General features: G+C 67.4%; 8 protein-coding genes and 1 pseudogene. 1 reads left to right on the top strand and 8 read right to left on the bottom strand.

All coding sequences use genetic code 11. The features are described from left to right. Nucleotides 1–210, bottom strand: a pseudogene (locus LCI23_RS18165) (IS1595 family transposase); the annotation flags it as partial. A 324-nt stretch (nt 211–534) separates the two neighbouring features. Between LCI23_RS18165 and LCI23_RS18160 the strand changes: the two are divergent. Then, nucleotides 535–921, top strand: coding sequence for a hypothetical protein (locus LCI23_RS18160; RefSeq protein WP_224947861.1), 387 nt, complete (start codon nt 535–537; stop codon nt 919–921). 73 nt (nt 922–994) lie between these two features. On the opposite strand, the gene LCI23_RS18155 is transcribed toward LCI23_RS18160, so the two are convergent. From LCI23_RS18155 to LCI23_RS18125, 7 genes are all read right to left on the bottom strand, one after another. Continuing rightward, a complete protein-coding gene (locus tag LCI23_RS18155) occupies nt 995–1,870 on the bottom strand; it encodes a MipA/OmpV family protein (RefSeq protein ID WP_224947860.1) in 876 nt (291 codons plus the stop codon). A gap of 90 nt (nt 1,871–1,960) precedes the next feature. Beyond that, on the bottom strand, nt 1,961–2,695 hold the full coding sequence (locus LCI23_RS18150) for an ABC transporter ATP-binding protein (RefSeq protein WP_224947859.1): 735 nt from the start codon (nt 2,693–2,695) through the stop codon (nt 1,961–1,963). Next, nucleotides 2,688–3,890: an ABC transporter permease gene (locus LCI23_RS18145; protein WP_224947858.1), complete on the bottom strand. Its 1,203-nt coding sequence runs from the start codon at nt 3,888–3,890 to the stop codon at nt 2,688–2,690. The genes LCI23_RS18150 and LCI23_RS18145 overlap by 8 nt, the downstream gene beginning before the upstream one ends. A 5-nt stretch (nt 3,891–3,895) precedes the next feature. Beyond that, nucleotides 3,896–5,134: an efflux RND transporter periplasmic adaptor subunit gene (locus LCI23_RS18140; protein ID WP_224947857.1), complete on the bottom strand. Its 1,239-nt coding sequence runs from the start codon at nt 5,132–5,134 to the stop codon at nt 3,896–3,898. Between the two features lie 54 nt (nt 5,135–5,188). Then, entirely contained in the window at nt 5,189–6,250 is a 1,062-nt protein-coding gene (locus LCI23_RS18135; RefSeq protein ID WP_224947856.1) for a S1/P1 nuclease, read from the bottom strand. A 39-nt stretch (nt 6,251–6,289) separates the two neighbouring features. Beyond that, nucleotides 6,290–7,978 carry a bifunctional UDP-sugar hydrolase/5'-nucleotidase gene (locus LCI23_RS18130; protein WP_224947855.1) on the bottom strand — a complete coding sequence of 563 codons (1,689 nt, stop codon included), beginning with the start codon at nt 7,976–7,978 and terminating at the stop codon, nt 6,290–6,292. 208 nt (nt 7,979–8,186) lie between these two features. After that, complete coding sequence (locus LCI23_RS18125) at nt 8,187–11,609, bottom strand: TonB-dependent receptor (RefSeq protein ID WP_224947854.1); 3,423 nt, start codon at nt 11,607–11,609, stop codon at nt 8,187–8,189. Nucleotides 11,610–11,826 lie beyond the last annotated feature (217 nt).

Raw genomic sequence — 11,826 nt, 5'->3', positions numbered from 1 at the left:
GCGCTGCAGACCGTTGGCCTGGCCATGCCGGTAGTAACGCTCGCAAGCGCAGGCAGGACAGCGGCGCTTGCCTTCCTTGACCTGGGCAATGAGGGCGATGATGCGGTCGAGTCCGGCGGACGGATGCAGGGCCGAGAGCGTTTGCAGGCGCTGCGGCACGTTCAGCGCGGGCAGCTGGGCGAACCACTTCCTGAAGCGGGGAGCGCGCATGATCGGGTCCTGTCGAGGGAGATAGGCGTTCGACCGCCGAACTGCTCGGCAGTTCGGTCCTCATCCATAGGTCCTGTTGACTGCGCCTTTTTTTTGGCGCTTTCCGCGTTCCCTAGGCGGAATAGAGGAAGGTGAACGCGTGGGCGGGGAACCCGCCCACCCAACGATGCTATTGCTTTACACCATGATTGTTGCCTAGGATGTGAGCAAATGTGACGGGGGTAAGCCTTTGTAAGCATGGTCAACAGGCCGGCGCCGCGCTTCGTTTGATGCAGAGGTGACACGATTACGTACGCCAGAAACCGAACCAGAAAGGATTTACCAATGAAGAAAACCATTGCTTCCCTGATCGTCGCTCTGTCCGCCACCTCGGCCTTCGCCCAGACCACCGCCCCGGCCGCTAGCGCTACCCAGGCCACGCCGCCGACCGCCGCGACGCCGGCCACCCCGGCAATCCCTGCTACTCCGGCCCTCCCGGCAACCCCGGCCACCACCACCATCGACAGCACCACCGGCGGCGCCGGCAGCACCGCGGCGACCGCGGCTTCGCCTGCAACCCCGGCAACGCCGGCGACGCCGGCCACCCCAGCTTCGGCAGCGTCGGCAGCCGATGCGGCCCATGCGGCCGACAAGGCGAACACCAAGCAGGACAAGCATGACAAGTCCAAGGCCTCGCGCAAGAACGCCAAGGACAGCACCAACAGCAAGTAATCCCGCGTTGACCGCATCACCGGGCAGCGGCGCTGCCCGGTCCTCGCACACGCCGCGTGGCCCCGCGCGGCGCCTACTGGATCGCCGGATCCACTGTTTCTACCCCGCTCGCGCGGCGGCTGGAACGCTTGAAGGTCCACATCACCCCCACCCCGCCCGATACCCCGCTGTCCTTCACGTGCAGGGGACTGCCGCGGTTCGCCGCATTCCGGTAGCTTTCATAGCGCAGGTAGCCGAACACCCGCATGTCCTCGTCGATGCGGCGCGAGCCGAACAGGCCCAGGCGCATCATCAGGAGGCCGGCACCGGCGGCATACGCCGGCCGCGTGGGCGTCGCGTACTGCGGCGCCACTTCGTAGAAATGGCGGTTCAGGCGGCGGTCGCCCAGCACCGCCGACAGGTTCGCCTCCAGTGTCCACAGTCCGCGCTCGCCCGCCATGTCATAGGCCAGGCGCGGCTCGAAGCTGGCGCCGCGCCGGTGCAGGCCGCTGCGCGCCTCGATCACCGCGCGCAACGGGAATTCGGCGCGCAGCCGGCGCTTGCCACCAAGGTCGGCCAGCAGCACTTTCAGGCGCGGACCGAATTCCAGCAGGGGCCCGAGGTCCGGCATGCCGGCACGTTCGTCGACATCGTCGGAATCCGAAGGCAGCGCGCCGGCGAAGCCGATGTCCAGTTCCGCCCTGCTGCTGCGGAACAGGCGCGCGGCGATCCCGGAGCGGTCGACGCGCAGGACCTCGCCCCGGTACACGATGTTGGGAAACACCAGCACCCGCGATTCGCGTTCGTCGGCGCCCGGATAGGACGGGGTCGAGAGCGCGCCGCCGGCCAGGCCGATCTCCCACAGCGGCAGGGCGCGTTCGGGGCTGGACTGGGCGGCGGCATCGCTCGCCAGGGCCAGGGTCAATGAAGAGCAGGCGGCGCAGATGGCGGCCTTGAGGCGAATGGTCATGGTAATGGTGATGGAACAGGGTCGGTGGTGGACGGCATTCTATCGAAGAGCGCGGCGCCAACGCGCCGCGCAGGCACTGATCCGGCGCAGCTAGCGACCGGATGACCGCACCTGGTCGCTCTCGATGCGGCCGTCGACCAGCGTAATGGTGCGGTCGCACTGCTCTGCCATGCGCGGGTCGTGCGTCACCAGCAACACCGCGCAGCCGAACTCGCGGTTAAAGCGGCGAAACAGCGCGAACACGTCGGCCGCCGACTTGGTGTCGAGGTTGCCGGTCGGTTCGTCCGCCAGCAGCAAGGCCGGACGCGTCACCAGGGCGCGCGCCACCGCCACGCGCTGCTGCTGGCCGCCCGAGAGCTGGTCTGGCTTGCGCTCCTCCAGCCCGGCCAGGCCCACCTGGGCCAGCAGGCTGCGCGCGTGGTCCACCTGCTGCGCGTTCGGCTTGCCCGAGGCGACCATCAGCGGCATCAACACGTTCTCGAGCGCGCTGAAGGCTGGAATCAGGTGGTGGAACTGGAACACGAAGCCGACCGTGCTGCCGCGCAGCGCGGTGCGCCCGGCATCGAGCATGCGCGAGGTCGGCGCGCCCAGCAGGAACAGCTCGCCGGCACTCGGTTGGTCGAGCAGGCCGATCAGGTTGAGCAAGGTGCTCTTGCCGGAACCGGAAGCGCCGACCAGCGCCGCGAAATCGCTGCGCCGCAAGCGCAGGTCGATCCCGTGCAGCACCTCGATCTCGGTCGGCTTGCCGACGTTGTAGCGCTTGCGCAGCCCTTCCAGACGCAGCACTTCCTGCTCGCCGTCGTGGGCGGACATCGCGTCAGACATGGCGGATCGCCTCCACCGGATCGAGGGCGGCGGCACGCCGCGCCGGCACCGCGGCCGACAGCACACCGGTCAGCGTGGCCAGTGCCGCCGCGGCCAGCGGCAGCACCGGGTCCACCGGAATATAGAACAGTTTCGGACCGAAGGTATTGAAGGCCGCCACCAGGCCGTAGCCGGCGGCCCCGCCCAGCACCGAGCCGGCCAGGCCGAACACCGCGCCCTGCACCAGGAACACGCGCAGCATCTGGCCACGCGTGGTGCCCATCGCGCGCAGGATGCCGATCTCGCGGGTGCGCTGCACCACGCTGACCGACAGCACGCTGGCGATGCCGAGCGCCACGCTCAGGGCCACGAACACGCTGATCATGCGGGTCGACAGGCTTTGCGAGCGCAGCGCGTTCATCAGCTGGCCATTGGTCTCCATCCAGCTTTCGGCCTTCAGCCCGGTCAGGCGGGCGACGCGTGCGGCGACCTCCTGGGCCGCGAAGATGTCGTCCACCCTGAGGTCGATGACGGTGGCGGCACCGGCCAGGTCGAGGAGGGACTGGGCCTGCTTCATGTCGAGGTAGACGTAGCGCGCATCGAGTTCGCGCACGCCGAGTTCGAAAATGCCGGCGATGTTCACGACGCTATCCCTGCCCTGCCCGCCGTCCAGGCGCAGCTTGTCGCCCACGCGCATGCCCAGGTCGCTGGCCAGCTGCCTGCCGATCACGGCATTGCCGGCGCCGACCCGGAACACGCCGGCCACGATCTCGTCCTGGACCGGGATGATGCGCCGGTAGCGCGCCGGATCGATGCCGACCAGCGCCACCGACTGCAGGGCCTCGCCGCGGCGCGCGAAGGCCGGGCCGGAGATCAGCGGCGACACGGCCGTGATGCGCGGCAGCGAGTCGAGCACGTCGCGCACTCCCTGCCAGTTATTGATCGAACGGAGGCGCTGCACGCGCTTGCTTTCCAGGACCAGCTGCACGGCCCCGTCGGCCGGGGCCAGCACCCGGTTGCGTTCCTCGAGCGGCTGGACCTTGATATGGGCCTGGGTGCCGAGGGTGCGCTCGATGATGTTGGACTGCAGGCCCGTGATGAGGGCGGTGAGGAAGACGATCACCGCCACCCCGACCGCGATCCCGACCAGGATCAGGGTGCTTTGCGCCTTCCCTTCGCGCAGGAAGCGGATCGCGATGGTCCACTCGATCCACATCGGCGTCAGTCCAGCTTGACCGGCAGCTCGTTGCGGGTGGCGGCGCCGTCCCTCGGCCCGGCCGCGACGGGGCGCACGCGCTGGCCTGCTTCCAAGGCGGCATTGGCATCGGCCAGCACCCAGTCGCCGGCGCGCAGGCCGGAGACGACCTCGGTACTGGCAAGGCCGCGCAGGCCGAGCTTCACGCGGCGCCGTTCGGCGCGGCCATCGACGACCACCCACAGCGCGCTGTCGTCGCTGTCGTCACCGTCTATCCGGGCCAGCGCGTCGTTCGGCACCACCAGCGCGCGCGCGCGCCGGCCGGTCTCGATGTTGACCGACACCGTCATCCCCTGGCGCAGGAAACCCGGCACCGGGTCCACCGCCAGGCGCACGTCGGCGCTGCCGCGCTGCGGGTCGACCGCGGGCGCGATGAAGCCCAGCCGCGCCGGGAACGGCCGGCGCGGGAAGGCGTCGGCCACGCACATGGCGGCCTGGCCGAGCGCCAGCACTTCGAGATTCTTTTCGTCGACCGGCACCAGGATCTCGGTATCGCCTTCGCGCGCGATCTCGAACAGCACCCGCCCCGGCTGCACCAGGTCGCCCGGCTCGGCATTGCGGCTCAGGACGGTACCCGCCACTTCGGCGCGGATCGTGGTTTTTTCCAGCTGCGCACGGGCGCTGGCCAGGCGCGCGCGCGCCGCCGCCTCGCCCGGACTGCCTTCGGCCAGGGAACGCGCCGCCAGGCGCGCCTGCTCGAGCGCGCTGCGGGCGACGGTCTCGGCCTGCACCGCCTGTTCCATCGCCTCGCGCGTGATCATCTGCTGGCGGAACAGTTCGCGCCGGCGCGCCGCCTCGCGGCCGGCCTGGGCCAGGCGCGCCTCGGTTTCACGCAGGCTCGCCTGGGCCTGCGGCCGGGTCGACTGGCGCAGCTCGGCCAGCGCGGCCTCGGCCTCGCGCACGGCGGCATCGAGTTCGGCGGCGCGCAGCACGGCCAGCACGTCGCCGGGACGCACCCGGTCGCCCTCGCGCACGCGGCGCTCGACCAGCACCCCGGTGACGGCGCTGCCGACTTCGGCGCGCGAGACGGCGGCCACGCGGCCGGTTGCGACCACGGTCTGCACCAGCGGCTGCGCCACCACCTGGTAGGCAGGCAGCGCGGGCCCGCGCGCGCGCGCGGACAGGATCCAGGCCGCGAGGGCCAGCAGCAGGAGCGCCAGCACCAGCCAGCGATGGCGTTTCAGCTTGTCGAAGAAGGTTCGCATCCGGGATCCTGGAGTGGTTGGGCGGCCGCAGCCGGCCGCCCTGGACGCCGGTCCTTAAGCCTTGTCCGGGAAGATCGCCTGCAGGATGGCAGCCAGATTGTAGCCGCCCTTGATCAGTTGCTGCTTGGCGAGCTCGGAACTCGGAACCGGATAGTTCTGCGGCACTTCCAGCGCGAAGCTGTAGTAGGTCTCGCCTTTCTTGCCGGTCTGCTGGATCAGCGCGCCGGCGCTCACGCCCTCGAAGGCCTGCTTGGCGACATACAGCGAATGGTTGGCCCAGGCGTAAGGCGCGGTGATCGGATCGCCCTCGATCAGCGGCAGCACATGCTTGCCGGCGATGACCTTGTCCGCGAACTGCTGCGGCGTGCGCGCCTGCAGGCGGCGGAACGCGTAGTCGACCGTGGTGCTGTCCCAGTACGAGTGGAAGGGTTTGGTCAGGGCCTGGGGCACGCCTTCGCGCACCGGCACCGGCTCGCCCGGCGGAATGCTGGCCGCTTCCAGCACGCTCAGGCGCGGCACGTCGAGCAGCAGGCTGTTGCTGCCGCGGGTATCGAAGATCGCGCGCTCGTCGATCTGTTCCTGGGCGCTCGGCGCCACGAACTTGCCGTCGCGGCCGACGAAGGCGGCGCCCACGTGCAGCGGCTGGTGGATGTCGCCGGCGAAGTGGGTCAGCAGGATCAGCGCCTGGCGCTTGGTGAACTTGTGCGGATTGAGGGCCGGATCGGTCTTGCCCTGCAGGACTGCGATGCACTGGCGCAGGGTCTGCACGATGTCGACGCCGGTGCGGCCCGGTCCATGGTTGTCGTAGTGGTCGTGCTGGAAGGGCACGTTGGTGTAGTGGTACTTGTCGTGCTCGGGGTTGGCCTTGACGTAGTCCAGCATCTCCTGGGTCTGGGGGCCGCAATAGCTGCCCTTGACGCAGTCGGCCCAGTTGGCGATCGACTCCAGCGTCTCCCCCGGCAGCAGGAGGGCCTGGATCTGCTTCTGGGCATACGAGCCCTTGAGCAGGCGGTCGGCGATGGCGCCGACCGCCTTGTGGCCGTCGCGGCCCCAGGCCGCGGCGTCGAAGGATGCGAAGGCGCTGGTCAGCGCAAGTACACAGGCGAGTTTTTTCATGGTTTTCCTTGCTAGATAACGGAGCTGGGAAGCGCAGGCTCAATCGGCCTTGATGACGCGCGCGCCGGCGGCGAACGAAGGCTGGGCCTCGCCCTGTCCTTCGATGCTGCGCAGGTAGTCGATGAAGGCATCGAGGATCGGCACGCCGGTATCGACCCGGTTCGCGCCCTTCACGAATTCGGGATAGTTGTCGCCGCCCTCGGCCAGGAAGTTGTTCGCCACCACGCGATAGACCTTGCTGTCCTCGAGCGCGGCGCCGTCCAGGGTGACGGCGCTCACGCGCTGTCCGGGCGGACGCTTCTCGTCCCACTGGTAGCGGAATCCTTCCGAGACCTGCAGGCGCGACGGCGTGGCCGCGGCCGGACGCGCCCACTGCTGCTCGAGCAGCCTGCGGATCTGGGCGCCGCTCAGGTCCATCACCACCAGGGTATTCCCGAACGGGAGCACTTCCTGGGCCTGGCCGAAGGACACCACCTTGTCGGGGCCGGCCTCCAGGTCCTTGCGGATGCCGCCTTCGTTCATGAAGCCGATCTGCGCGCCCAGCTTGCGGGTGGCGGCCAGGCCGGCGTCGGCGATCAGGTTGCCGAGCGGCGCTTCGCCGGCGGGGTTCAGCTTGCGCAGCACGGGCGCGGCGGCCACGCGCGCGATCGGACGGCCGAGCGCGGCGCGGCTGCTTTCCTTCACCTGCGCGACGAAGGCCGCCATCTTCGCGTCGGCCGGATGGTCGCCCCCCTTCATCAGGACGTTCTCGACCTTGATGTCGCCGACGTGGCCCACGCCCTTCTGGACCGTCATCTCGATGCGGGTCAGGAGGTGGCCGTAGGAGGCGGCCTGGGTCACGGTGCGGCCCTCGATGCTGCACAGGTAGCCCATGTGGGTATGGCCGCTGATCACCAGGCGGATCGCCGGATCGAGCTTCCTGACGATGTCGACGACCGGGCCGGTCAGCTGGCTGCAGCCCGGCGTCATCGGATTCTCTTTCGTGGTGCCGCCTTCGTGCACCAGGGCCACGATCACGTCCGCACCCTGGCGGCGCATCTCGGGGATCGCGCGGTTGATGGCCGCCGCTTCGTCGCCGAACTCGAGGCCGGCGATGCCCGAGGCCATCACCACCGAGCGGGTGTCCTGCAGCACCACGCCGACCAGGCCAACCTTGATGCCCTTGACCTGTTCGATCTTGAAGGCCGGGATGAAGGGCTTGCCGGTGGCGCTGTCGATCACGTTGCCGGCCAGGTAAGTGAACTGCGCGCCGCGGTAGTCCTTGCGCATCTGGCAGGCCTTGTCGGGCCGCGGCGAATCGCAGCCGCCGTGCTGCTGGCGCAGCAGTTCCTTGCGGCCGGCGTCGAATTCATGGTTGCCAACCGCGGAGACGCGCAGGCCGAGCATGTTCATCGCCTCGATCGTGGGTTCGTCCGCCCACAGCGAGGACATCGCGGGGCTGGCGCCGACCAGGTCGCCGGCCGAGACGAACAGCAGGTCCTTGTCCTGCCTGCGCCAGGCCTGCAGGGCGGCGGCCACGGCCTCGATGCCGCCGGCGCGGATCGGCTCGGCCTTGCTGCCGTCCGGATTGACCGGGGTATACCGGCTCGGTTCCAGGTTGCCGTGGAAGTCATTCATGGCGACCAGCTGGATGGTCACCGGGCCGGGCGCCGTGGTGGCGCAGCCGGCGAGCGCCAGCGCCAGCGCCAGGCAGGAAAGGCGTGCCGGGGCACGGAGGAAAACGGTCATGGTGTTCTCGGTAGGTGGGACGGGCTTCGCGAGCCCATCCGCATTATCCCACGCTGCCATGCAGGCCCGCCATCTTTACGGGGACAGGCACGGGACAGGGGACGTGGGAGACAAGGCCTTCAATCAATGAAAAAACGGCCGGTGTCGCCACCGGCCGTCTTGCGTATCGGCGCATCATGCACCGACACGGAGCGCGTTCAGACGCGGCTTAGAACTCGTAGCGAGCGGTGACCTGCACTGCCCACTGCGATTCGCCCTTCGACTGCTTGGTCACGAAGTTTTCGACCTGGTCGCGGACCTGGTAGACGTACTTGCCGTCTTGCATACCAGCGTAGTCCACGAAGCTGCGCGAGTTGCCGCCGGCGCTGGCGAAGCCGACTTCGTTGATACGGCCCCAGCGCTTGTTGATCATGTTACCGACGTTCATGAAGTCGAACACGATCGCGCCCTTGTGACCCTTGAACAGGCCCGGGACTTCCTGGCTCAGACGCATGTCGAAGCTGTTGACCCACGGTCCCTGGCTACGGGCACGGCCGATCACGCCGCCTGCGGCGCGCAGCAGGTCCTTCTCGTTGTTGACCACGTCCCAGAACTTCTGCTCGTTGGCCTTGCTGGTCGCGGTGTCGCCACGGAAGATGACCTCGCCCGAACCGAAGGCTTTCGGGATGTACATCAGGTCGTTCGAGTTGACGCCGTCGCCGTTCATGTCGTTGTTGAAGGTCCAGCTGAACGGCTTGCCGCTGCGGCCTTCATAGAACATGCCGAAGCTGGTCTTGTAGGCGCCGAAGAAGGCCTTGTCCCATGCCAGCGACAGGGTCACGCGGTCGCGGATCATGTAGGCCGACTTGCCGACCACTTCCTCGTTCGGATCGAAGCTTGCGCGGCCGGTCCAGTTCGAGTTGCTGGTCGACGAGCTCAGGTTGCTGACCTCGGTGGCATCGGTCCAGGTGTAGGCTGCGGTCCAGCGCAGGCCACGCGAACGGCCGTTGCTCAGCGACAGGGTTGCCAGGTTACCGCCGCCCTTGCTGGTTTCGCGGGCCACGATCACGTTGGTGTAGGCCGCGTTCGACAGGGCGCGCGAGCGGAAGCCTGCGCAGGCGCCGGTGCTGCTGAAGCCGCCGGTACCGGTGGCGCACGAGGCGGTGTAGCCCTGCTCGGTCCAGAACAGCGGACGGCCGTCCGGGCCGACGCGGGTCGGCGCACCCAGGTTCAGGTTCTGGAAGTAGATGCTCTTGTTGACGTTGGTGTGCAGGTACTCCAGACCCAGGACCAGGCCGTACCATGGCAGTTCATGGTCGAGCGCCAGGTTGGCTTTCCACACCGACGGCTGGCTGATGCCAGGCGCCAGCAGGTCGACGGCGACCGCAGGCGGGGTGCCGGCGATGGCTTTCTGGTTGTCCGGATCCGGGCTGAAGATGCCTTCGGTGGTGCCGCAGGACGCGAAGCTGTCGCGGCCGCAACCGACCGAGTAGGTCGCGATACCGGCGTTGGCGAACGGGTTGCCCAGCCAGACGTTCAGTGCCGAGCCCGAGAACAGGCCGAAGCCGCCGCGGATCTGGGTCGGACGCTGGGTGTCGAGGCGGTAGTTGAAGCCAAAGCGCGGCTGGATCAGGTCGTCGCCGTCGATGGTGACGGTGTTGTCCATGCCGAAGCCGCCGGTTTCGCGGACCAGGGCGCTGGTGTTGCTGTTGTAGGCGCCGGCGACGCGCGCTGCGGCCACGGCGGTGTTGCGCAGCGGACGGTCGTTGGTGCCGGCCTTGTCGTAGCGCACGCCGTAGGTCAGGGTCAGGCGGTCGTTCATCCGCCAGTTATCTTGCAGGAACAGGCCGGTGTTGGCCAGGGTCCAGATGGCGGCTGCGTCCATCTTGGTGTAGCCCGGACGTGCGATCTGCGCGATGTACTGCGACGGACGGCCACGCGAGAAGTTTTCCAGCACGGCGCGTTCGATCACGTCGGCCGGCGAGGTCGAGCAGTTGACGGCACCGAAGGTGTAGGTGTAGGTCGCGCTGGTGTTCACGCAACCGAAGGTGTAGGTGCCGTTGACGTTCTGCAGGAACGCATTGAAGATCTCGTTGCGCTGGTAGTCGGCACCGAACTTGATCTCGTGGTCGCCCTTGATCCAGGTCGCGCCGGCATAGGCGTCCCAGGTGGTGGTGTCGAGGGTGTTGAACTGGCGGCTCGCCTCGGTACCGAAGTTGATGAAGCGGGTACCGGTACGCACGGCGCTCGAGGTGCCTGCCGGCAGCGGGCCCGGGAAGCTCAGTGCCATCGACGGCAGCTTGGCGTTGTTGGCGTTGTCCTTGCCCGACTCGCGCTTGGACAGCTTGAACTCGGTCGAGAAGTCCTGGGTCCAGTCGCTGAACACCTGGGCCACGGTCGACTCGATGTTCTTGCCTTCGGTCCAGAGGTAGGAATCCAGTGCGATACCGGTCGCGGAATAGCCCGAGAACTGCGGCTCCGACTGCTTGGTCTTCTGGTAGCGCAGGCTGGCGCGGTGGTTGTCGTTGATGTTCCAGTCGAACTTGACCAGGCGGTCTTCGACGTCGAACTCGAAGCCGGTCGGCACGTTGGCCGAGCCAGCCTCGAAGCCGTACTGCGACTTGGCGATGTTCTGCAGGCTCGAGATCGCCGACTGGGTGATGCCGACGTTGGTCAGGCTGCTGCCCAGCGGGCCGTATTCTGGCGAGTTACGCGAGCTCTTGGTGTTCTCGGCGCTGGCGAAAATGAACAGCTTGTCCTTGATCAGCGGGCCGCCGACGGTCAGGCCGGTCGTGTTTTCCTTGAACGGCGCAGGTGCGGTGTAGCTGTCGTTGGTGGCGTTGTAGCGGTCGCCGGCCAGCTTGTCGTTGCGGAACACCTGGTACACGCTGCCGTGCCACTCGTTGGTACCCGACTTGGTGATGGCGTTGATGTTGGCGCCGGTGTAGCCCTTCTGGGTCACATCATAGTTCGAGACGTTGACCTGCACCGACTGGATCGAGTCGATCGAGATCGGCTGCTTGTTGGTCGGCAGGCCGTTCGATTCCAGGCCGAAGGTGTCGCTGATCGACACGCCGTCGATGGTGATCGAGTTGAAGCGCGAGTTCTGGCCACCAACCGAGATTTCACCGCGGTCCTTGTCGGTCTGCGACAGGCGCGGATCCTGGCGTGCATAGTCGGCCAGGTTGCGGTTGATCGATGCGTGGGCTGCCAGGTCGGCACGGTTCAGGTTGGTGCCCGAGCCCATGTTGGCGCTGTTGAAGGTATTCGAGCGGGCCTGGCCGGTCACGTTCACGACCGCCACTTTCGGGCCCAGGGTGCCGTCCACATTCGAGGTTTCAGCCAGGGTGGTGAAGACGTTGCTGATGGTCTCAACGCTGCCGTCCTTGGCCATGGTGATCGTGAACGGACCGCCGACGCGCAGGCCGCGCGCGGTGTAGCGGCCTTCGGCGTCGGTCGTGACCGTGCTGACAGAACCGGACTCGGTGTGGCGGATGGTGACCTGGGCGCCTGCGACTGGCTTGCCGTCCGGGCCAGCGACGCGGCCGCTGACGGCGGAGGTGGTGTTCTGTGCGATGGCCGGCGAAGCGGACAGCACAATCGACAAAGCCAGGGCCAGCTTGGTCAGCCGGATCTGTTTCTGAGTGATCATTGTTAAAACCCCAAAATAGACTTAATAGTTATCGAACGCCGGGAGACGTTCCTCTTCACAAGTACTGCAACCCTCTTGCCGGAAACGGCAACATTGACCGTCATGCAGCGGCGATTATCGGAAGGAAATCTTTCATCGCCGTGACATGCACCCGCACGCCCTTACCAAAACTTCAAGCATATTTGTTAACAGCAATAAATATGCATGAGCTTCCACC

The organism is Massilia sp. MS-15, from assembly GCF_020176695.1.
GTDB classification, from domain to species: domain Bacteria; phylum Pseudomonadota; class Gammaproteobacteria; order Burkholderiales; family Burkholderiaceae_D; genus Telluria; species Telluria hydrophila.
This window is presented reverse-complemented; position numbering and strand designations above follow the sequence as displayed.

Coding starts and splice junctions, on each gene's coding strand:
- LCI23_RS18160 (WP_224947861.1), top strand. CDS start 535: ATGAAGAAAACCATTGCTTCCCTGATCGTCGCTCTGTCCGCCACCTCG.
- LCI23_RS18155 (WP_224947860.1), bottom strand. CDS start 1,870: ATGACCATTCGCCTCAAGGCCGCCATCTGCGCCGCCTGCTCTTCATTG.
- LCI23_RS18150 (WP_224947859.1), bottom strand. CDS start 2,695: ATGTCTGACGCGATGTCCGCCCACGACGGCGAGCAGGAAGTGCTGCGT.
- LCI23_RS18145 (WP_224947858.1), bottom strand. CDS start 3,890: ATGTGGATCGAGTGGACCATCGCGATCCGCTTCCTGCGCGAAGGGAAG.
- LCI23_RS18140 (WP_224947857.1), bottom strand. CDS start 5,134: ATGCGAACCTTCTTCGACAAGCTGAAACGCCATCGCTGGCTGGTGCTG.
- LCI23_RS18135 (WP_224947856.1), bottom strand. CDS start 6,250: ATGAAAAAACTCGCCTGTGTACTTGCGCTGACCAGCGCCTTCGCATCC.
- LCI23_RS18130 (WP_224947855.1), bottom strand. CDS start 7,978: ATGACCGTTTTCCTCCGTGCCCCGGCACGCCTTTCCTGCCTGGCGCTG.
- LCI23_RS18125 (WP_224947854.1), bottom strand. CDS start 11,609: ATGATCACTCAGAAACAGATCCGGCTGACCAAGCTGGCCCTGGCTTTG.